The sequence below is a fragment of the Rhizobium sp. SAFR-030 genome (genome assembly GCF_059415005.1).
This window is the reverse complement of record NZ_JBPFDO010000004.1, coordinates 386,433-407,547: the sequence shown is the minus strand read 5'-3', so window position 1 is coordinate 407,547 and position 21,115 is coordinate 386,433. Positions and strand designations below refer to the sequence as shown.

At 63.0% G+C, this 21,115-nt stretch carries 20 protein-coding genes; 12 read left to right on the top strand and 8 right to left on the bottom strand.

Features of this window, described 5'->3' with window-relative positions; all coding sequences use genetic code 11:
- Positions 1–51 precede the first annotated feature (51 nt).
- Complete coding sequence (locus ACR65N_RS14915; RefSeq protein WP_440457646.1) at positions 52–393, top strand: hypothetical protein; 342 nt, start codon at positions 52–54, stop codon at positions 391–393.
- On the opposite strand, the gene ACR65N_RS14910 is transcribed toward ACR65N_RS14915, so the two are convergent.
- Together ACR65N_RS14910 and ACR65N_RS14905 are read right to left on the bottom strand one after the other, a co-directional pair.
- Complete coding sequence (locus ACR65N_RS14910) at positions 390–569, bottom strand: hypothetical protein (RefSeq protein WP_440457645.1); 180 nt, start codon at positions 567–569, stop codon at positions 390–392. The two genes, ACR65N_RS14915 and ACR65N_RS14910, sit on opposite strands and share 4 nt — an antisense overlap.
- A 191-nt stretch (positions 570–760) precedes the next feature.
- Complete coding sequence (locus tag ACR65N_RS14905) at positions 761–1,132, bottom strand: hypothetical protein (RefSeq protein ID WP_440457644.1); 372 nt, start codon at positions 1,130–1,132, stop codon at positions 761–763.
- Between the two features lie 141 nt (positions 1,133–1,273).
- Between ACR65N_RS14905 and ku (ACR65N_RS14900) the strand changes: the two genes are divergently transcribed.
- Positions 1,274–2,086, top strand: a complete 813-nt coding sequence (gene ku / locus ACR65N_RS14900; RefSeq protein WP_440457643.1) for a non-homologous end joining protein Ku — start codon at positions 1,274–1,276, stop codon at positions 2,084–2,086.
- Between the two features lie 94 nt (positions 2,087–2,180).
- On the opposite strand, the gene ku (ACR65N_RS14895) is transcribed toward ku (ACR65N_RS14900), so the two are convergent.
- Positions 2,181–3,077, bottom strand: a complete 897-nt coding sequence (ku, locus tag ACR65N_RS14895) for a non-homologous end joining protein Ku (protein WP_440457642.1) — start codon at positions 3,075–3,077, stop codon at positions 2,181–2,183.
- Between the two features lie 193 nt (positions 3,078–3,270).
- On the opposite strand from ku (ACR65N_RS14895), the gene ACR65N_RS14890 reads away from it, so the two are divergent.
- Entirely contained in the window at positions 3,271–3,756 is a 486-nt protein-coding gene (locus ACR65N_RS14890) for a sigma-70 family RNA polymerase sigma factor (protein ID WP_440457641.1), read from the top strand.
- A 25-nt stretch (positions 3,757–3,781) separates the two neighbouring features.
- Here ACR65N_RS14890 and ACR65N_RS14885 read toward each other — a convergent pair whose 3' ends face one another.
- The gene (locus ACR65N_RS14885; RefSeq protein ID WP_440457640.1) at positions 3,782–4,417 is read right to left on the bottom strand and encodes a UdgX family uracil-DNA binding protein; all 636 of its coding nucleotides are present in this window, start codon (positions 4,415–4,417) and stop codon (positions 3,782–3,784) included.
- Between the two features lie 165 nt (positions 4,418–4,582).
- On the opposite strand from ACR65N_RS14885, the gene ACR65N_RS14880 reads away from it, so the two are divergent.
- Positions 4,583–6,925 carry a glucose/quinate/shikimate family membrane-bound PQQ-dependent dehydrogenase gene (locus tag ACR65N_RS14880; RefSeq protein WP_440457639.1) on the top strand — a complete coding sequence of 781 codons (2,343 nt, stop codon included), beginning with the start codon at positions 4,583–4,585 and terminating at the stop codon, positions 6,923–6,925.
- Between the two features lie 100 nt (positions 6,926–7,025).
- Here the strand turns inward: ACR65N_RS14880 and ACR65N_RS14875 are convergent, their stop codons facing one another.
- Together ACR65N_RS14875 and ACR65N_RS14870 are read right to left on the bottom strand one after the other, a co-directional pair.
- Positions 7,026–7,295 (bottom strand): BON domain-containing protein, encoded by a 270-nt coding sequence (locus ACR65N_RS14875; protein ID WP_440457638.1) that lies wholly within the window; start codon positions 7,293–7,295, stop codon positions 7,026–7,028.
- Positions 7,296–7,351: 56 nt separating this feature from the next.
- On the bottom strand, positions 7,352–8,902 hold the full coding sequence (locus tag ACR65N_RS14870; RefSeq protein WP_440457637.1) for an ATP-binding protein: 1,551 nt from the start codon (positions 8,900–8,902) through the stop codon (positions 7,352–7,354).
- A gap of 164 nt (positions 8,903–9,066) precedes the next feature.
- Here ACR65N_RS14870 and ACR65N_RS14865 point away from each other — a divergent pair, with 164 nt between their 5' ends.
- From ACR65N_RS14865 to ACR65N_RS14835, 7 genes are all read left to right on the top strand, one after another.
- A complete protein-coding gene (locus ACR65N_RS14865; protein WP_430304719.1) occupies positions 9,067–9,672 on the top strand; it encodes a TetR/AcrR family transcriptional regulator in 606 nt (201 codons plus the stop codon).
- Positions 9,673–9,715: 43 nt separating this feature from the next.
- The gene (locus tag ACR65N_RS14860) at positions 9,716–10,852 is read left to right on the top strand and encodes an efflux RND transporter periplasmic adaptor subunit (RefSeq protein WP_430304718.1); all 1,137 of its coding nucleotides are present in this window, start codon (positions 9,716–9,718) and stop codon (positions 10,850–10,852) included.
- 23 nt (positions 10,853–10,875) lie between these two features.
- On the top strand, positions 10,876–14,028 hold the full coding sequence (locus ACR65N_RS14855; RefSeq protein WP_440457636.1) for an efflux RND transporter permease subunit: 3,153 nt from the start codon (positions 10,876–10,878) through the stop codon (positions 14,026–14,028).
- A 211-nt stretch (positions 14,029–14,239) separates the two neighbouring features.
- Positions 14,240–15,226 (top strand): thiosulfate ABC transporter substrate-binding protein CysP, encoded by a 987-nt coding sequence (gene cysP / locus ACR65N_RS14850; RefSeq protein WP_440457635.1) that lies wholly within the window; start codon positions 14,240–14,242, stop codon positions 15,224–15,226.
- A 78-nt stretch (positions 15,227–15,304) separates the two neighbouring features.
- Positions 15,305–16,126: a sulfate ABC transporter permease subunit CysT gene (cysT, locus tag ACR65N_RS14845; RefSeq protein ID WP_440457634.1), complete on the top strand. Its 822-nt coding sequence runs from the start codon at positions 15,305–15,307 to the stop codon at positions 16,124–16,126.
- Between the two features lie 2 nt (positions 16,127–16,128).
- Complete coding sequence (cysW, locus tag ACR65N_RS14840) at positions 16,129–17,016, top strand: sulfate ABC transporter permease subunit CysW (protein WP_440457633.1); 888 nt, start codon at positions 16,129–16,131, stop codon at positions 17,014–17,016.
- Positions 17,013–18,035, top strand: a complete 1,023-nt coding sequence (locus tag ACR65N_RS14835; RefSeq protein WP_440457632.1) for a sulfate/molybdate ABC transporter ATP-binding protein — start codon at positions 17,013–17,015, stop codon at positions 18,033–18,035. The genes cysW and ACR65N_RS14835 overlap by 4 nt, the downstream gene beginning before the upstream one ends.
- A 234-nt stretch (positions 18,036–18,269) precedes the next feature.
- Here the strand turns inward: ACR65N_RS14835 and ACR65N_RS14830 are convergent, their stop codons facing one another.
- Complete coding sequence (locus ACR65N_RS14830; RefSeq protein ID WP_440457631.1) at positions 18,270–19,706, bottom strand: NAD-dependent succinate-semialdehyde dehydrogenase; 1,437 nt, start codon at positions 19,704–19,706, stop codon at positions 18,270–18,272.
- A 283-nt stretch (positions 19,707–19,989) separates the two neighbouring features.
- The gene (locus ACR65N_RS14825) at positions 19,990–20,484 is read right to left on the bottom strand and encodes a winged helix-turn-helix transcriptional regulator (RefSeq protein ID WP_440457630.1); all 495 of its coding nucleotides are present in this window, start codon (positions 20,482–20,484) and stop codon (positions 19,990–19,992) included.
- On the opposite strand from ACR65N_RS14825, the gene ACR65N_RS14820 reads away from it, so the two are divergent.
- Positions 20,483–21,067: a glutathione S-transferase C-terminal domain-containing protein gene (locus ACR65N_RS14820; RefSeq protein ID WP_440457629.1), complete on the top strand. Its 585-nt coding sequence runs from the start codon at positions 20,483–20,485 to the stop codon at positions 21,065–21,067. The genes ACR65N_RS14825 and ACR65N_RS14820 overlap by 2 nt on opposite strands.
- Positions 21,068–21,115 lie beyond the last annotated feature (48 nt).

Here is a 21,115-nt window from a genome sequence, read left to right as displayed (position 1 = left end):
TCGGGCCGGCAGTGTTTGCCAACTGGCCGCAGAAGAACGAGGAAATTCGATATGGAGCTGGAGTTGAAGATCTACCGCCTTGTGCCCACTGCGCCGGCAGATGATCCGCAATGGATGGACCGCCCGCCGCAGGGAGAGGTGGTGGTCCGGGCGCTGACCACTGGCGACGCAAGGCTGGTGGCAAGCGAAGCGGAGCTGGATTTCACCGATACCGACGCCAAGCCGGCCGAGGGCAATTCGACGGAGATGGCCAGCGCCTTCCGGAGCGAAAAGCTCTACACCGTGATCGAGGACGACAGCGGCAGGTATGTCGCCGACGGCCCGCGCGGCGTGGTGGACGGGTCGGTCAGACGTGATACGATCGCGCCGGTCGAAAGCGGCCGAGGCCTCTAGCCGGCGTTGTTGTCGAGCTTGTCGGCAAGAGCCTTCTGCAGTTGAAGAGCAAGGTCGAGCAGCCGGTCCGGCACCGGCTCCTTCTCGATTTCCGTCAGAAGGTGAGCCACCTTGGTGCTCACCTTGTTGCCAAGCACGGCCTTCCCCCCGGTCGTCGCAGCGATCTCTTTCGTCATTCTGACCTCTCCGGACCTGTTCATTGCAAGGCTGCCGATCCAACGGGGCCTGAACGGCGCCGATATCGACACCTGCTAGAACTACTGGAAAACGCAGAATGGTCCCGCTTGTCAATCGCAACGAACGGCAAAGCAACGCCCGGCGGTGCGTTCTGCCGCCGGGCGTTGCTTATTCATCAGTGCGTGCGGGATCAGCTGGCGCTGTTTCGCCCCGGGATGGAGGTGATCGTGGCGGACACCGGATCGCTTGCCGGGAAGGTATCTTCCAACCCTTCGTCGAGCTGCTGCTCAAGGTCGCTGTCGCTGACATTGGTATCTGAAGCGACGGTCGCGGCGCGGCCGTCCTGGTTTGCGCCGTCGATCATCTCGTCCGGCAGGTCATTGTTCTGGACGAGGCGGCTCAGCAGTTCCTTGGCTTTGCCAACGGCGTTGGTGCGGTTGACCCCACGCGTTCCGGACCGCAGGCTGACCGATATCACGTCGCCGCTCTGGTCGATGAATTCCACCGTGTAACCGGAGGTTCCGCTTCCTTCGGCGATTACCTGCGTGCCAACAATGCTCATGGTCTGGACCTTTCACAGTTCTTAATCTTGTCGCAGCAGGAAACGGGATGGGGCGATCTTTGTTCCTTTGCCTGATCGGCTATCGGCATCTGGAACCTCGAAGGCCTGTCAGGGGTTTCCTGCTCGAAAAGAGAGGGTCCCATGGCACCGCGCGTCTTCTGGAAAGGCTATCTGAAGCTGTCGCTCGTCACCTGCCGCGTCACCATGACGCCGGCGGTCTCGGAGGGCAACAGGGTCCGCTTCCACAACCTCAATGCCAAGACCCATAACCGGGTGCTCAGTCAGTATGTCGACGCCGTCACCGGAAAGCCGGTCGACGACGACGATCAGGCAAAGGGCTACGAGCGCGGCGAGGGCGACTATGTCCTCCTGGAGGACGACGAACTGGAGGATATCGGCCTCGAAAGCAGCCGCACCATCGACATCGAGACCTTCGTGCCGATGGGCGACATCGGCTGGATCTGGTACGACCGGCCGCATTTCCTCGCTCCGGACGACAAGGTCAGCGAGGAGGCGTTCTCGGTCATCCAGGCGGCGATGAAGGTTACCGGCACGGCAGGCATCGCACGGCTGGTGATGTATCGCCGGGAGCGGGCGGTGCTGCTCGTGCCGCGCGACAACGGCATCGTCGTCTGGACGCTGCGCTATGGCGATGAGGTGCGCGATCCGGACGCCTATTACGAGAAGGCGGATGCCGGCAGTGCCGACCGCAAGCACCTGTCGATCATGAAGAAGCTGATCGCCGAGCGCACCGAAGCCTGGGATCCGTGCATGGCGGAAGACCCGGTGCAGGACAAGCTGCTCGAGATCATCGAGAGCCGAAAGAAGAAGACCCGCAAGACGAAGAAGAAGGAAGAGCCGGCGCCGGAACGCCGCGACAACGTCATCGACATCATGAGCGCCCTGAAGAAGAGCCTCGAGAGCGAACGGAAGGGGCCGGGGCGCTCCCGCTAGGCCAACGTGGTCAGGCGCAGCAAGGCGCCTGAATTTCGCTTTCAGACTCGCGCCGGCAGATACGCATTCAGCCTGAGTTATTGCGGCTGTGTCGTCAGCCGGCTTTGCGCTGAGCCGATGCGGTCGCGCGCTTGGATCCACTTGCGGTCTTGGTTTTCGGCTTGGCAGCTGGCTTCGTCTTGGCAGCGGCCTTGGGCTTCGCACCCTTCTTCTCGACGCCGGCGCCGGCGCTCTGGCGAAGCGCCTCCATCAGGCTCGTGACGTTGGTTTCCTTCGGCTTCGGCCTTGCCGGCAGCTTGCGACCTTCGATCTTCGCCTTCACCAGGTCCTGCAGCGCAGCCTCGTAACGATCATCGAACGCGGCGGGGTCGAAACGTCCACGCTTGGTGTCGATGATATGCTTTGCCAGATCGAGCATCTCGCCCTCGATCTTCAGCTCTGAAATGTCGGCAAAGACCTCAGCGGACGAGCGCACCTCGTATTCGTAGTTCAGCGTGCTGGCGATCAATCCGTCGTCGTAGGGGCGGATCAGCAGCGTGCGCAGCCGACGGAACAGCACGGTACGGGCGAGCGCCGCGACCTTTCCTTCCTTTAGCCCCTGCCGGATGAGATCGAAGACCTCGGCGGCGTGGTCATCGCTGGGCGCCAAATAATAGGGACGGTCGAGATAGAGGGTGTTCACGTCACCGCAGGGAATGAAGGTTTCCAGAGCAAGCGTCTTGTCGCTATCCGGGACCGCCGCCTTGATCTCCTCGGGATCCAGGATGACATAGTCGCCGTTCGAGGTCTCGTAGCCTTTGACGATATCGTCGTGCTCGACTTCCTTGCCCGTGTCGCTGTCGACCATTTGACGATGGACCCGGTTGCCGGTGCGGCGGTTGACGATATTGAAGCTCACGCGGTCGGACGTCGACGCCGCGGTATAGAGAGCAACCGGGCAGTTCAGCTCGCCAAGCGTCAGGTAGCCTTTCCAATTTGCGCGCGGTGCCAAGACAGTTCCCTCCAGTGGACGCGATTCAACAGAAATTGATCCCGTTTGTTCCCTCGAAAGGTGCTGTCAACAAAGGCATAACGGCTCGTCAGGACAACATAAACAAGCGGAACCAAATAGACATTGGAGACGTTTGCCAACCGTCACCCCCACCCATGGAACTGGAGAGGTTGCAACGGTGTCTGAATCACAGTTGAGTCGCGATCCTGCACGTGCAGACATTGTCAGGCTCATCCCCGCTCTGCGCGCCTTCGCCCGTACGTTTTGCCGCAACTCGTCGGATGCGGACGACCTGGTGCAGGAGACGCTGATGAAGGCTCTCGCAAACCTCGACAAGTTCGAGCCCGGGACAAAGCTGAAGTCCTGGCTGTTCACCATCATGCGGAACACCTTCTATACACGTGCCAAGGTTCTTGGTCGCGAGGCGCCGGGTGTCGAGGAGTGCGTTTCCGGCGATTCGCCGATGGAGGCGACGCAGGAGGTCCAGGCTCGCACACGCGAGGTCCAGCGGGCGCTTGAAAAGCTGCCACCCCATTACCGCGAGGTGCTGACGCTGGTCGCCATTCTCGGCGAGAGCTACGAAGCGGCGGCGGAGATCTGCAACTGTGCCGTCGGCACGGTAAAAAGCCGGCTCAACCGGGCACGCCACCAGATCCTCCAGGAACTCGGCGAAGACTAATCGTGTCCCGCCTGTCCGGCTCCTTTCAACCAAGATAGGCGCCGATGCGGCGCAGGTCGTCGACGAACCGCGTCTTCTCCCGCTCACGATCGGCGGGGTCCGGCAGCCGCAGCAGGTAGGACGGATGTATGGTCATCAGTACCTCACTGCCATCCATCGATTTGAGCACCTGGCCGCGGTCGCGGGTCACCTTGGCCTTCGGTCCCAGTAGGGAATAGGCGGCGGTGGCACCGAGTGCGACCGTCAGGCGCGGCTTGATCAGCCGACGTTCGGCGTTCAGCCACCAGGCGCATGCCTTGATCTCACCGGTATTCGGCTTGGCGTGGATCCGCCGCTTGCCGCGCGGCGTGAACTTGAAGTGCTTGACCGCATTGGTCACGTAGCAGAGACCCCGATCGATCCCGGCTTCCTCCAGGCACATGTCGAGCAGTCTTCCAGCCGGTCCGATGAACGGCCTTGCGGCCAGATCCTCCTTGTCTCCCGGCTGTTCACCAACCAGAAGCACCCGCGCGTCGTCGTTCCCCTCGCCGAACACCAGATGGGTGGCATCCTGGTAGAGGGGACATCGCCGGCAATCCTCCGCGTCCGAGGCCACGTCCGCCAGCCGATCGCCGGGTGCTGAATCGGCCTGCCACTGGGCGATCTTGGACGATACGTCCATGCCTGTCTCCCGGGTCTTTGTTGCCTGTCATCGAACCGCGAGATGGCTCGATCGTTCCGCCTGGAACAAGTCGGGCGCCTGGACTGGAACTAACTCCCATTGTTCCAGTTATCCCGGCCGGGGAAGGCCCCACCTTCAACGCCTCTCTGACTTGGGATTTGACACATGTCCGTTACGATCACAGCGATCCTGTTCACCTTGATCGGGATCGCGCTGGCGGCCGGCGGCGCTCAGCTATTGATGCTCGGTGGCAGCGCTTATTACATCATCACCGGCATCGCGTTCCTGGTAACCGCGATTCTGCTGTTCCTCCGGCGCCCTTCGGCGCTCCTCGTCTACGCGATCGTCGTTATCGGCTCGCTGATCTGGGCCGTCTGGGAAGTCGGTCTCGACTGGTGGCAGCTCGGCCCGCGCGGCGGCGTTGTCATCATCCTCGGTCTCTGGCTGCTGACGCCATGGATCCGCCGACCGCTTGGCTTCCGAAGCCCGACGACCGGCTTCCGCTATGGTGCAAGCGCAGGTCCGCTTGCTGCTGCCGTCGTTGTGTCGATTGCGGTTGCGCTTCTGTCGATGTTCGTCAACAGCACGGACGTCAACGGCAATCTGCCGGAAGAGCAGGTCGCCGCAGCGCCCGTGCTCGGCGGCAACGTGCCGGCCGGCGAATGGCACCAGTATGGCCGCACGCCTTACGGCCAGCGCTACTCGCCGCTCGACCAGATCAATCTCGAAAACGTGTCGAGCCTTCAGGAAGTCTGGCGCTACCAGACTGGTGACGTGAAGCTGCCCGAGGATGTCGGCGAGACGACCTACCAGGTCACACCGCTCAAGATCGGCAACTCGCTGTACCTCTGCACGCCGCACAACTGGGCGATCGCGATCGATGCGACGACCGGCAAGCAGCAGTGGAAGTATGATCCGAATGTGGGTCTCAACCCCGATCGCCAGCATCAGACCTGCCGTGGCGTCAGCTACTATGTGGAGCCCACGGCCCAGCCCGGCACGGCTTGCGCCCAGCGCGTGTACCTGCCGACCTCGGATGCTCGGCTGATCGCGCTTGATGCGACGAACGGCCAGGTCTGCACGACGTTTGCCGACAACGGTGTTCTGCACCTCGAACAGGGAATGCCCTACAATCCGGCCGGCTACTACTATTCGACCTCGCCGCCGGTCATCGTCGCCGGCAAGATCATCATCGGCGGGGCGGTCAACGACAACTATTCGACGCAGGAGCAGTCTGGCGTCATCCGTGCCTTCGACGTCAACTCCGGCGCACTTCTGTGGAACTGGGATTCCGGCAACCCGACACAGACCCAGCCGCTGCCGCCGGGCCAGACCTACACCGCCAACTCGCCCAACAGCTGGTCGGTGTTCAGCGTCGACGAGGAACTGGGACTTGTCTACATCCCCCTCGGTAACCAGGTTCCCGACCAGCTCGGCATGAACCGCTCGGAAAGCGTGGAAAAGTATTCGTCCTCGATCGTCGCGCTCGACATCAACACCGGCGCCGACCGTTGGGTTCGCCAGACCGTCCACCACGACCTGTGGGACATGGACGTGCCGGCCCAGCCGGTGCTCGTCAACCTGAACCGGGATGGCGCTGTCGTGCCGGCGCTGGTCGGTCCGACAAAGCAGGGCGACATCTACGTGCTCGACCGGCGCACCGGCGAGCCGATCATCCCGGTCACCGAACAGCCGGCCCCGGGCGGTGCCATTCCGGAAGACCGAACGGCCCCGACGCAGCCGATCTCGGCGCTCAACTTCCGTCCGCGGACGCTTGAGGGCCGTGACATGTGGGGTGTCACCATGTTCGACCAGATGGTGTGCCGCATCAGACTGGAGCAGCTGAAATACGAGGGGCAGTACACCCCGCCGTCGCTCGAGGGCAGCATTGTCTATCCGGGCAATTTCGGCACCTTCAACTGGGGCTCTGTCGCTGTCGACCCGGAACGCATGGTGATGTTCGGCATGCCGACCTACCTCGCCTTCACCTCGCAGCTCGTTCCGCGCGCCGAGGTGCCGCCGAAGGGACAGGACGAGAAGGGCTCGGAACAGGGTCTGAACCGCAACGACGGCGCGCCTTACGCCGTGCGGATGGGGCCGTTCCTCGGCCCGCTGCAGATTCCCTGCCAGGCACCGCCTTGGGGCTATGTCGCCGGCACCGATCTGCGCACCGGCAATGTCGCCTACAAGAAGAAGAACGGCACGGTCCACGACATGACGCCGCTGCCGCTGCCCTTCAAGCTCGGCGTCCCGGGTATCGGTGGGCCGATGATCACCAAGGGTGGCGTCGCCTTCCTCGGTGCGGCCGTCGACAACTACCTGCGCGCCTATAACCTCACCAATGGCGAGCAGCTGTGGGAAGCGCGTCTGCCGGCCGGCGGCCAGGCAACGCCGATGACCTATTCGGTGGATGACGGGCGCCAGTTCGTGGTGATGGTCGCGGGTGGTCACGGCTCGGTCGGCACCAAGCCGGGCGACTACGTGATCGCCTACGCTCTGCCGCGCTAGGCAAGGCGCACTAATGACGAAAACGGCCCGGGCAGCGATGTCCGGGCCTTTTTTTGTTGTTCAGTCGATCGAACTGGTGACGGTAGTCGTGAGTGCGAGACTAATGCGATGCGCTGAGTTCGTTGATGGCAGCTGTCACTCCGGGGACGGAGAGTGCCACCTCTTCGGCCCGCACGCGTTCTCCCTCCTGCAGGACCGAGCCGCGTAGGGTGACCGTCGAGCCGCTTGCGATCACGGTCACGTCCGACGCATCGAGGCCGCCGGCGCTTGCCAGAGCTGCGGCGACCGCCGTCTCCAGCTCGGCCACCGGCGGAAATTCGGCCTCGACGGTCGGTTCTGCTTCATGAAAGGTCTGAGGTTTGTTGACCATCGTCGGTTCTCCCTATTCTGTCCGTCGTGGAAGAACGCCGGACGCTGCACAATTGTTCACGGCTGGACGAGAACCGTCCTGATGATGTCGCGCAACTGGTTCTGCGAGAATGGTTTGGGCAGACGCGGCAGTTGCGAGCCATCGCCGGAGGGCAGTTCGGCATAACCGGTGGCAAGCACGACCGGCGTCTGCGGATAACTGTCGCGAACGCGGGAGGCGAGCTCTGCCCCCGTCATCCTCGGCATCGAGTGGTCGGTGATGATCAGGTCGATCGCCCGTCCGCTTTCGATGACCGCCAGCGCCTCTTCACCATTGTAAGCCTCGATCACCGTATGCCCGAGATCCTCCAGCATCAGCGTCGTGTTCATCAGCACCAGCGCATCGTCATCGACGGCAAGCACGGTGAGAGGTCGGTCGGCGTCTGGCTGCTGGGGCGTCATCGTCACTGTTTCTTCAGGTTGCGGCAGGTTGGTTTCGGAAGCGGCGGGAAGGATCAGCGTCACCGTCGTTCCAGCGCCCGGAACACTCGACAGACGCAGCGCGCCGCCCGATTGCTCCATGAAGCCCTGGACCATCGACAGTCCAAGGCCGGTCCCCTTGCCGATACCCTTGGTGGTGAAGAACGGCGTCGTGGCGCGGATCAGTGTCTCCTCGTCCATGCCTTCGCCATCGTCGGCTACGGACAGCTTCACGTAGCGGCCCGGCTTCAACGTTCCGTTCTGTGTCGCAATCTCGCACATCCGCGCGCCGATACGGATGGTGCCGCCTTTCGGCATCGCGTCGCGGGCGTTGACGACGAGGTTGAGGAGCGCCGTGTCCAGCTGGTTGGCGTCCCCCATGACGTGCGGCAGATCCGTGTCGCAGTCGACCTCCACCGTCGTGTTGGCGGTCAGCGACCGTCGCACCAGTTCGAGCATGTCGTCGACCAGCAGCCGGATGTCGATCGACTGAACTTCGAGTTCCTGCCGGCGCGAAAAAGCGAGCAGGCGCTGGGTCAATGCAGCACCGCGCTCGGCGCCGCGGATCGCGTTGGTGAGCAGGGGTGTGAACTGCGGATCCGGCGGCATGCGCTTCTGCAGCATTTCCAGTGACCCGAGGACGGCCATCAGAAGGTTGTTGAAGTCGTGGGCGATGCCGCCGGTCAACTGACCGATGGCCTCCATCTTCTGCGCCTGGAAGAGTTCCTCGCGGGCCTGGGCAAGTTCGATCTGGGCGTTGCGCTTCTCGCTGATGTCGCGGGTGATCTTGGCGAAGCCCAGGAGGCTGCCGTCGTCGTCGACGATGGCATCAATCACGACACTGGCCCAGAAGCGGCTGCCATCCTTGCGGACGCGCCAGCCCTCCTTCTCGAAGCGGCCTTCCCGCGCCGCGTTCTCAAGCCCGCGGCCCGGATCTCCAGCCTCACGGTCTTCCAGCGCGTAGAACTGCGAGAAGTGGTGGCCGATGATCTCGTCGGCGGCATATCCCTTGAGCCGCTCGGCGCCCGGGTTCCAGCTGACGACGAAGCCATCCGGGTCCAGCATGTAGATTGCGTGATCGGTGATGGCGTTGATCAGTAATCTCAGACGGTCGCCTGTCTCAAGTTGCGCCAAGCGGCGATCAGCCATGATATTCGGTTCCCCCAACCCTGCTGCCTCGCAGCGTGCCCTAACGATCTTCGGTAGCAAAGGTTCCCGAGCGGATCGCGTGTTTCATCGTCATTGACAAGAGCCGCCGAAATGTTATGAATGATGAAATACGAAATTCGTCAGTCATCAATTAGGCAGCCCTTATGGACGATCTCTCACAGATACCATCTGACCCGGCCCGCCTGGAAACGGTTGAGCGGATCCTCGATGCCGCCGAGCGGCTTTTCAGGCATTACGGTTACTCGAAGACGAATGTCGCCGATGTTGCCCGGGACCTGTCGATGTCGCCGGCCAACATCTATCGCTTCTTCTCTTCCAAGGCCGAGATCCATCAGGCCATCGCGCGCCGCATGCTGCGGGTGCAGTGCGAGGCGCTGAAGGCGAACGCCGCGCGTCAGGTTCCGGCGGCAGACCGCCTGCGGGATCATCTGCTGGTGCAGTACCGCATGACGGTCGAGACGATGATCGACGAGGAGAAGGTCCACGAGATGGTGGTGGTGGCGATGGACCAGCAATGGCCCGTCGTTCAGGAGCATCTCGACCAGGTGCGGGCGATCATCGCCGGCATCATCGTTGACGGCATCGCAGCCGGCGAATTCCGCGAGCAGGACCCGTTGCTGGCGGCCGAGTGCTTCATGTGCTGCGGTGTTTCGCTCTGTCATCCTATGCTCGTCGCCAAGAAGATCGCCGCAGACGAACACATCACCCCCGAGGCGCTGGCGGAATTCGCAATCCGCGCCCTGAGATAATTCAGCAGCCCCGCGGGGCGTTCTTTCACGGTAGGAGCCGCACATGTCGAACATGCGATTGGCAGTTTTCAGGTCTGTGGCTCTTGGCGCGATGCTGGTTGGTCTTGCCGCCTGCAGCGATGAGACAGTTGTCGAGCAGGCGCCGGTTCGGCCGGTGAAGGTCGTCGAGGTCAAGGCGCCGGACGATGGCCGCCTGATGCAATATTCCGGATCGGTGCGGGCTCGTACCGAGATCTCCCTCGGCTTCAGGGTGGACGGCAAGATCACCGAACGGCTGGTTGATGTCGGGCAGCGGGTGAAGGCGGGCGACGTGCTCGCCAAGCTCGATCCGGTCGACTACGAGCTGTCGGTGCGCCAGGCCGAAGCCCAGCTCGCATCGGCTGAAAAGCAGATGGAAATCAGCAAGCTGGCGCTCCGTCGCGCCGGCATCCTGCAGGAAAAGAGCATCACCTCGCAGTCGACGCTGGAACAGAGCCAGCTCACCTATGAGCAGGCGCTCTCTTCGCGTGACGCTGCGGCATCGGCACTGGAGCAGGCGCGCAACCGGGTTTCCTACGCCAACCTCACGGCGACCGTCGATGGCATCGTGACCGCCGTCAATGCCGAAGCGGGCCAGGTTGTTGCCGCCGGTTCTGCAGTCCTGTCGGTCGCCGCAGACGGCGCAAAGGAAGTCGAGATCGCGGTCCCGGAGGGCGACATAGCCCAGTTCAAGCCGGGCAAGAGCGTCAAGGCGACATTCTGGTCGAACAGCGGGCTGTCGCTCGAGGGCAAGGTTCGTGAAGTGGCGGGCAGTGCCAACAGCCAGTCGCGCACCTTCCTGGTCCGGGTCAGCCTGCCGGAGAACGAAAACGTCCTGCTGGGAATGACGGCGACCGTTGTTGCCAAGGCCGATGATGCTGTGCCGGCCTTCGTCCTCCCGCTTGCAGCGCTTGCGACGCAGGAGGGCAAGTCGGTCGTCTGGCTGGTCGACCGATCGAACCAGACGGTCCATCCACGCGCCGTCACCGTTGCCGGCGTATCCCTGGACGGTGTCCGGGTCAGCGATGGCATCGCCGCGGGTGATCTGGTGGTCTCGGCCGGAACGCAGTTCATGCGCAGCGACATGAAGATCCGCGTCTATGAGGGTGGCACGCAGAGTGCCGGCGAGACGAACGGCGCCGGCGCCGCGTCGCGGTCGTGATCTGAGCGCGAAGGAGAGGGACCATGAGCTTTTCGCGTCAGAACACGCCGGACAAACAGCCCTTCAACCTGTCGCGATGGGCAATCGCCCATCCGAGCATCGGCCGCTTCCTGTTCGGCCTGATCATCGTCATCGGCGGCCTCGGCATCATGAACATGGGCCAGAAAGAGGATCCCGATTTCACCTTCCGGGTAATGGTGGTGCAGGCCGTCTGGCCGGGTGCCTCGATCCAGGAGATGCAGGATCAGGTCGTCAACAAGATCGAGCGGAAGCTGCAGGAAACGCCGCATCTCGACTGGGTGAAGTCGTATACGCGGGCCGGCACGTCGATCACGACGATCCAGATCAAGGGCGACACGAACGCCCGCCAGGTGGCCGATGCCTTCTACCAGGTGCGCAAGAAGATCTCCGACATCGAACAGGAGCTTCCAAGCGGCGTTCTCGGCCCCTATTTCAACGACGAGTTCGGTGACACCTATGTCACGCTGCACGCAATCACCGGCGACGGCTATTCCTATCCGGAGCTGAAGGATTTCGCCATCCAGGCGCGCGACATGCTGCTCGCGACGAAGGGCGTCGAGAAGGTCTCGATCCTCGGCGATCAGGCGCAGAAGATCTACATCGACATCTCCTCCAAGGCGCTTTCCGAACGAAAGCTGACGCTCAACAACATCCGGGACGCGCTGTCCGGGCAGAATAACGTCGATCCCGCCGGCAGCGTGCAGACCACGACGCGGTCGGTGCGCATCGCCGTGGAAGGTGGCCTGCGGACGCCGGAAGACATCCGCGAACTGCGCATCCGCAGCGGCGAACAGGTGTTCCGCCTCGGCGACATCGCCACCGTCTCCGCCGGGCTCGTCCAGCCTTACGACCGCAAGTTCCGCTTCAATGGCCGGGATGCCGTCGAGGTCGGCGTCGTCATGCAGAACGGCTTTAAGGTGACCGACGTCGGCACGTGGATCGACGAGACCTACCACACTTTCGAGGCCTCGCTGCCGGTCGGCGTCGGCGTCGAACAGGTCGCCAACCAGCCGGAAGTCGTGCACGAGGCGATCGGAGAGTTCACCCAGGCGCTGCTCGAGGCGCTGGTCATCGTGCTCATTGTCTCGCTGCTGTCGATCGGCTGGCGCTCCGGCATCGTCATCGCCATCTCCATCCCGCTGGTTCTCGCAGCGACCCTGGCAATCATGTACGAGCTCGGCATCGAGCTGCAGCGCATCTCGCTTGGCGCGCTCATCATCGCGCTCGGCCTGCTTGTCGACGATGCGATGATCGTCGTGGAAATGATGGAGCGCAAGCTGGAGGAGGGGCTCGAGAAACTCGACGCAGCAACGTTCGCCTACAGCTCGACCGCCTTCCCGATGCTGACCGGAACGCTGATCACCACGGCGGGCTTCATTCCGGTCGGATTTGCCGATTCCACCGCCGGCGAATATGTCCGCTCGCTGTTCTACGTGGTCGGCATCGCGCTCGTCACCTCGTGGTTTGTCGCAGTCTATTTCACGCCCTGGCTCGGCTACATGATCCTCAAGCAGAGGCCGCATGTGGGCACCCATCACGATGCCTACGACACGCGCTTCTACCGCGGTCTTCGCTCGACGGTGACCTGGGCCGTCAGGCACCGGCTGATCGTGCTGATGCTGACCGGCGCCGTGTTCGTCACCAGTCTGTGGTCGTTCCAGTTCATCCCGCAGAGCTTCTTCCCGCAATCATCGCGGCCGGAAATCCTCGTCGACATGTGGTTGCCGGAAGGCACCGCGATCGAGGAGGTTGAGCGGCAGGCCAAGGCCCTGGAAGCGCGGGTGATGGACGATCCGGACAAGAAGTTCGTTGCCACCTTCATCGGCGAGGGTGCGCCGCGCTTCTTCCTGCCGCTCGACCAGCAATTGCGCAACCCGAACTTCGCCCAGCTGCTGGTGATGTCGAACGGGCTCGAAGAGCGCGAGCGGCTTATCGTCAAGCTGCGCAAGATCCTTGCGGAGGATTTCCCCGACGTGCGCGGCAAGGTCGACCGCCTGTTCCTCGGCCCGCCGGTCGGTTGGGCGGTGCAGATGCGTGTCGTCGGTCCGGACAGGGCCGAGGTCCGCCGCATCGCCGACCAGGTCAAGGAGCGTTTCCACCAGAACCCGCTGCTCGGCACCATCCACGACGACTGGCTGGAACCGGTCACGAGCCTGAAGCTGGTGATCGACCAGGATCGCGCCCGGGCGCTCGGCGTCACATCGCAGCGTGTGCGCCAGATGCTCTATGCAGCAGTGTCCGGTGCGGAACTCGACCAGTTCCGCGAAGGCGAGGAGACCATCTCCATCGTCGCCCGCGAACCCGATGCCAACCGCAACCTGCTGACGGCGATCGAATCCGTCTACGTCCCGAGCGACAACGGCAGCTTCGTGCCGATCTCGCAGATCGCCCGGCTGGTTCCGGTGCAGGAGAACGGCATCGAATGGCGCCGCGACCGCCTGCCGACGATCTCTATCAAGGCGACAGTGCCGGATGGCGTCGAGCCGAACGACCTGGTCATGAAGATGTACAACGGCATGGACGATCTGAAGCAGGCACTGCCGGCCGGCTACAAGCTCGAGATCCAGGGCGGCGCGGAAGATGCGACCGAAAGCCAGATGTCGATCGCCGCGAAGGCGCCGGTCATGCTGTTCGTCATCGTCGCACTGCTGATGATCCAGCTGCAGCATTTCGGCAAGGCGATGCTGGTGCTGTCCACCGGACCGCTCGGCATCATCGGTGCGGCAGCGGCGCTGCTGATCACCGGCGCGCCATTCGGTTTCGTGGCGATCCTCGGCGTCATCGCGCTGCTCGGCATCATCATCCGCAACTCGATCATCCTCGTCGACCAGATCGACCAGGATATCGCCAGCGGCCATCCGCGTGCCGAGGCGATCATCGGGGCCGCGGTGCGGCGTTTCCGGCCGATCATGTTGACAGCGCTGGTGGCAGTCCTGGCGCTCATCCCCATCTCGCGGGGACTGTTCTGGGGGCCGCTCGCCTATGCGATGATGGGCGGCATCCTGGTCGCCACCGTGCTCACCATCCTGGTGCTGCCGGCCGGTTACGCCCTGTTCTTCGGCCGCGAGCCGAAAACCACAAAACCATCCTCCGGCGAAAACGATGATCAGCCGAAGGAACAGATGTCGCTCAACCTGTCCACCGCCGCTGAATGAGCGACCTGCGGGAAGCGGTTTCCCTGCCGCTTCCCGCGCCATTTTCCGAGCCTTTCCATCTGCGCGCATGGCCTTCTGGAATGCCTGTTGCGCAATCGGCTCGGAAAGAGTGGAAATTTCTCCAGCGACGTTCCCGGCTGGTCGGCGGTTCCTCGCGTCGCGGCGCGCCTCGCTCTAGGTTCCGGTCAATCATCTTGACCGGAGTCCCCGCATGAACCGCCTTCTCATTCTCGGCACGGCGCTCGCCGCCCTCGTTGCCGTTCCGGCGCTGGCCCAGCAGCCGACCAAGCTCCTCAACGCGTCCTATGACGTCGCACGCGAGCTGTTCGTCGCCGAGAACGAGGCGTTCCTCAAGGGGCATCCGGGCGTCACCATCGATCAGTCGCATGCCGGCACTTCCAAGCAGGCGCGTGCCATCGTGGAAGGCCTCGAGGCCGACGTCGTCACCTTCAACCAGGTGACGGACATCGATTTCCTGGTGAAGCAGGGCTTTGTTTCGGCCGACTGGCAGAAGGATTTCCCCAACGCCTCGTCGCCCTTCTATTCCTTCCCGTCCTTCCTGGTCCGCGCCGGCAACCCGAAGAACATCAAGGACTGGAACGATCTCGTCCGCGACGACGTGAAGGTCATCTTCCCCAACCCGAAGACCTCCGGCAATGCCCGCTACACCTATCTGGCAGCGGCTGCCTACGCCAAGGAAGCCTTCGGCGGTGACGAGGAAAAGGTCGAAGCCTTCCTCAAGAAGATCTTTGACAACGTGCCGGTGTTCGACACCGGAGGCCGCGCCGCAACGACGACCTTCGTCGAGCGCGAGACGGGCGACGTGCTGATCACCTTCGAGGCAGAGACGCGCGGCATCGCCAAGCAGTACGGTGCCGACAAGGTGGAAGGCGTCATTCCCTCGGTCTCGCTGCTAGCCGAGTTCCCGGTCGCCATCGTCGACAAGGTTGCCGACAAGCGCGGCTCGCGGGAGCTGGCCAAGAGCTATCTCGACTTCCTCTACAGCGAGGAGGGCCAGCGGGTCGCCGCTCAGTTCGGCCATCGCGTCCACAACGAGAAGGTCACCGGCGAGTTCAAGAAGGACTTCCCCGAGATCCGGCTGGTCAATGTCGATCAGGTGTTCGGTGGCTGGGAGAAGATCCAGAAGGAGCACTTCGCCTCCGGCGGTACACTCGACAAGTTGTACGGCAGCCGCTAACCGACAAGACTGGTTATACCGTGAAACCCGGCGGATCCGTCTCCGTCGGGTTTCGGCGTGAACAACGGGAAGCGGATCGTGAAACGCAATGTCCTGCCCGGATTGCGGCTGTCGCTCGGGATTACTCTCTTCTACGTCGGCCTGATCGTGGTGTTGCCGCTGGCGGCGCTGGCGGTGAAGGCCGCGAGCCTCGGTCCCTCCGAATACTGGTCGATCGTCTCGTCGCCGCGGGCCGTTGCGAGCTACCGGGTGACGCTTCTTGCGGCTCTTGCGGCGACGCTCTTCAATCTCGTCTTCGGGCTGGCGCTCGCCTGGGTGCTGACGCGCTACCGCTTTCCCGGCCGCCGGCTGATCGATGCCATGGTGGATCTGCCGTTTGCGCTGCCGACGGCGGTGGCCGGCATCTCGCTCACCGCGCTGTTTTCCAGCAACGGCTGGTTCGGCGCGCTGCTCTTAGACTTCGGCATCAAGGTGGCCTATACGCCGATCGGCATCATGATCGCCATGTGCTTCACCAGCCTGCCGTTCATCGTGCGCACGGTGCAGCCGGTTCTGGAGGATCTCGATCCGGCGCTGGAAGAGGCGGCGCAGTCGCTCGGCGGCTCCGACTGGACGATTTTCGCCAAGGTCATCCTGCCGCTGCTGATGCCGGCCCTGCTGGCCGGAACGTCCCTGTCCTTCGCCCGCTCGCTCGGCGAGTTCGGCGCCATCATCTTCATCGCCGGCAACCAGCCGATGTCGACGGAGATCACCGCATTGCTGATCTTCATCCGGCTGGAGGAGTATGACTATCAGGCGGCAGCGGCCATCGCCTCGGTGCTGCTGATCGCCGCCTTCGTCATGCTGGCAGTCACGAACTGGATGCAGGCGCGCGCCCTGCGCTACACGGTGAGGGGATAATCATGAGCCAGCCGTCTTCCCGCCGCAAACCGCCGCGCGTCGGTGACAACCCGCTCTTCCGCCGGGCGCTGATCGGCCTCGTTCTGGTGATCGGCGCGCTGCTGGTTCTGGCGCCGCTGATCGTCATCGGCGTCGAAGCGCTTAGCCAGGGCTGGAAGGCCTATGTGGCGACGCTCAACCATACCGACACTCGCCACGCAATCCTGCTGACGGTGATCACCGCGCTGATCGCCGTGCCCATCAACACGATCTTCGGGGTTGCCGCGGCCTGGGCGATCACCAAGTTCGACTTCCGCGGCAAGCGCCTGCTGCTGGTGGTCATCGAGATCCCGTTTTCCGTCTCGCCGATCGTCGCCGGCGTCGCCTACCTGTTCGTCTACGGGCTGCAGGGCCTGTTCGGGCCGCTGCTCGACGCCTACGAGATCAAGATCCTGTTCGCGCTGCCGGGGATCGTGATTGCCTCGATGTTCGTCACGGCGCCGTTCGTGGCGCGCGAACTGATCCCGCTGATGCAGGCGCAGGGGCGCGATCTCGAGGAGGCGGCGACCTCGCTTGGCGCATCCGGCTGGCGCACCTTCTTCTCCGTGACGCTGCCGAACGTCAAATGGGCGCTGCTCTACGGTGTCGTGCTCTGCAACGCCCGGGTGATGGGCGAGTTCGGGGCCGTGTCGATCGTGTCGGGCAATATCCGCGGCCAGACCAATACGCTGCCGCTGCATATCGAACTGCTCTACCACGATTACCAGGCGGCCGGTGCCTTTGCCTCGGCCTCCATCCTGGCGGTCATCGCCGTCTTCACCATCATCGCCAAGGTGGCGCTGGAGCGGCAGGGCGCCGGTCGCCGCTCCAAGCCTGCCATGGCCCCCATCACGCCGGGAATACGCCCATGAAAATCCGCCTTGATACAGTCGTCAAGACCTTCGATACCTTCCGCGCCGTGCACGGCGTGTCGCTGGAGATCGAAAGCGGCGAACTGGTGGCGCTGCTCGGCCCGTCGGGATCCGGCAAGACGACGATCCTGCGCATGGTCGCCGGCCTCGAATATGCGGACGAAGGGCGGATCTTCTTCGGCGATCAGGACGCGACGGATATCCCGGTGCGTGACCGCGGCGTCGGCTTCGTCTTTCAGCATTATGCGCTCTTCCCGCACATGACGGTGGCCGAGAACATCGGCTTCGGCATGAAGGTGTCGAAGGTGAAGCGCAGCCGGGCTGAGGTCGAGACGCGCGTTGCGGACCTTTTGCGGCTCGTGCGGCTGGAGGGTCTGGGCGAGCGCTTCCCGGCGCAGATCTCCGGCGGTCAGCGTCAGCGGGTGGCGCTGGCGCGTGCACTCGCCGTCGATCCCAAGGTGCTGCTGCTCGACGAACCGTTCGGCGCGCTGGATGCCAATGTCCGCCACGACCTGCGCCGCTGGCTGCGCGAAATCCACCGGGAGCTCGGCATCACGACGATCTTCGTCACCCACGATCAGGAAGAGGCGCTGGATCTCGCCGACCGTGTGGTGATCCTCAAGGAGGGCAGGATCGTCCAGCAGGGCACGCCGCAGGAAGTGTGCCGCGATCCGAAAGATGCCTTCGTGCTCAAATTCCTCGGCGACGCCAACCGGCTGACCGGCACCGTCATCGGCGGGCGGGCGCTTGTCGGCGAGGCAGATGTCGCGGCTTCGGACCTTGCCGACGGTCCGGCGGAAATCTTCGCCCGTCCGCGCGATCTCGACTGGTCGGCCACCGGGCCGGGTTTGGCAGCCACGGTTACCCGCGTTCTGGACCGGCCGGGCGAGCGGCGCGTTATTGCCACGGCCTCGACCGGCGAACCGCTGGAATTCGACGTGGAGCCGGAGCAGGCTGTTAGCGCAGGCGATACGGGCTTCGTGACGCTTCGGCGGGCCAAGGTGTTTCCGCTGGGGTGACGTTTGAGAAAAGTCTCCCTCTGGCTGCCCTTTTCCTGCATCAGCGGCGCGGCCGGGTTAAGCCCTTCCCGTTGTGGGGAGAGTTTGAGAATCGCCTTCCATCCTGCGCAAATGTCTTGCCCTCTGTGGGAGAGATGGCAGCAGCCAGAGTGGAAAGCCTGAAAATTACTCTGCTAAATAGAAAAAGGCGCCGGTTTCCCGGCGCCTTTTCGATTTTCAGAACGGTTAAAAACCTCAGTTCATCTGGCTGACGAAGCGGGTTTCCATGTAGGCCTCGACGGCTTCCGAGCCGCCTTCCGTGCCGTAGCCGGAATCCTTGATGCCGCCGAACGGCACTTCCGGGATCGCCAGACCATTGTGGTTGATGGTCAGCATTCCTGCTTCCAGCTTCTGGCTGAGTGCATGGGCAGTCTTCACCGAGCCGGTGAAGGCATAGGATGCAAGGCCGAAGGGCAGGCGGTTGGATTCTTCCAGCGCGTCTTCCAGCGTCGAGAAGCGGTTGACGATGGCGATTGGCCCAAACGGCTCCTCGTTCATCATCGCGGCAGAGGTCGGCACGTCGGTCAGAACCGTCGGCTCGAAGAAGTGGCCCTTGTTGCCGATCCGCTTGCCGCCCGTCTTCAGCACGGCGCCCTTCGACACGGCGTCCTGGATCATCTCTTCCATGGCCGGGATGCGGCGCTCGTTGGCGAGCGGCCCCATGGTGATGCCGTCTTCAAGCCCGTTGCCGACCTTCAGGCCTTCCGCATACTTGACGATACCGTCGATGAACTGGTCGGCGACGCCGTCCTGGATCAGGAAGCGGGTCGGCGCAACGCAGACCTGGCCGGCATTGCGGAACTTCGCCATGGCCGAGACTTCGATGGCCTTTTCCAGATCCGCATCGTTGAACACGACCACCGGCGCATGACCGCCGAGTTCCATCGTGGCGCGCTTCATGTGCTTGCCGGCGAGGGCTGCGAGATGCTTGCCGACGGGGGTGGAGCCGGTGAACGAGATCTTGCGGATGACCGGGTGCGGGATCAGGTATTCGGAGATTTCGGCCGGGACGCCGTAGACCAGGTTGACGACACCGGCCGGCACGCCGGCATCGGCGAAGGCACGGATCAGTTCGGCCGGCGAGGCCGGGGTTTCTTCCGGTGCCTTGATGATGATCGAGCAGCCGACCGAGACGGCAGCGGACAGCTTGCGGACGATCTGGTTGATCGGGAAATTCCACGGCGTAAAGGCGGCAACCGGGCCGATCGGGAACTTGATCGCCATGTTGGAGACGCCGCCGAACCGGGCCGGAATGATCTGGCCGTAGGTACGGCGGGCTTCTTCGGCGAACCAGTCGATGGTGTCGGCGGCATTCATGATCTCGCCCTTCGACTGGGCGATCGGCTTGCCCTGTTCGCGGGTCATCAACCAGGCGATCATGTCGATGCGTTCCCGCAGCAGGTCGGCGGCCTTGCGCATGATCTTCGAGCGCTCGAAGGCCGGCGTATCGCGCCAGATCTTGAAGCCCTTGTCAGCCGCTTCCAGCGCCAGGTCGAGGTCGGCCTTTCCGGCATGCGCGATCTTGCCGATGATTTCCTGCGTTGCCGGATCCTCGACCGGGATGGTCCTGCCATCGATGGCATCGCGCCATTCGCCTGCAATGAACAGCTTTACGTCGGGATAGGTGTGCATAGGGACCTCAATTCGATCTAAAAAGTCATGGGAAGCCGAACCCTGTCGCAGGGCCGCGCGTTCCCGGAAAAGGCTTGAGGCCCTGACGTAGGACAATTGGTTTCGACATTCAACGCTGATGGTCAAAAGTATGATTAAATAAAATGACAGTGAACCTGCGTCCGCCATCACCGCCATCCACCAAACCTCGGTTTTCCGACGGACCGTCAACATGGCAAGATTTGCAGGCGTCGACGCGCCTGCCGAAGAACTCGCGCTGAAGACCAGCTTCGGGTTGCAAGGCCTATGTGCCGCGACGCGCGTCGTAGGCGAGGCGGTTTTCCTCAATCGGCCGGCGGTTTGTAGAAGCCCATTCTGCAAGCTCTCGCACGGTTTCCGACAGGGAATAGCCGAGCGGCGTCAGGGTGTATTCGACCTGCGGCGGGGTGCTGGAATGAACGGTGCGCTTGACCATACCGTCGCGCTCAAGGGTCTTCAGCGTTCGTGCCAGCATTTGCTGCGAGATGCCGCCGACCTGCCGCTTGACGGCGTTGAAACGCTGCGGGGCTTCCCGAAGTGCGACGACCACCTGAATCGTCCACTTGTCGCCCACCCGGCTGAGGATCTCGCTCGCCTTGCAGCCAGCTTGCGTGTGCGCGGCAGTCACATCCATCTGACCAACTCCCAAAGATATGCTTTTGACGGCGAATTTTAGGTCACATAAATGGTCGTGGTCAACATTGTAGACCTGTGCCTTTGGAAACTCCCGGAGCTGGTCTGCAAACAAGGAGACCAGCATGATCCTCTTTTATTACCCTCTTGCCTGCAGCCTGGCCGACCACATCGCGCTCATCGAGGCGGGACTTGCCTATACGCTGGTCAGCATCGACCACGCGAAAAAGACAGCGGACGGCCGCGATTTTTTGACGATCAATCCGAAGGGCTACATCCCGACGCTCGAACTCGACGACGGGCACCTGCTGACGGAGAACCCCGTCATCCTGCACTATATTGCGGACACGAGCGGCAAGCTTCTGGCGAGGAACGGGATCGAGCGGTGGCGGACGCTCGAAGTACTCGCCTTCATGGCCTCCGAGATCCATGGCAGCTATCAACCGTTCTTCCGCAACCTTCCGGAGCCGGAGAAGGCGCGCGCCCGCACCAAGCTGAAGGCCTCCTTCGCCATTCTAGCCGACCAGATGGGTGACAAAGCGTTCCTCGTCAGCGACGAGATGACGATTGCCGATTGCTACCTCTTCTGGGTTCTGATGGTCGCACCCACGAGCGGGGTCGAACTGCCGGTAACGCTCGGCGACTATTTCGAACCTCTGAAAGTACTGCCTTCTGTGGTGCGGGCACTTGCAGAAGAGAATGCAGGCTGACGGCCCTTACCAAGCAGAAAAAAGCCCGGCCTCACTCCGCGGGCCGGG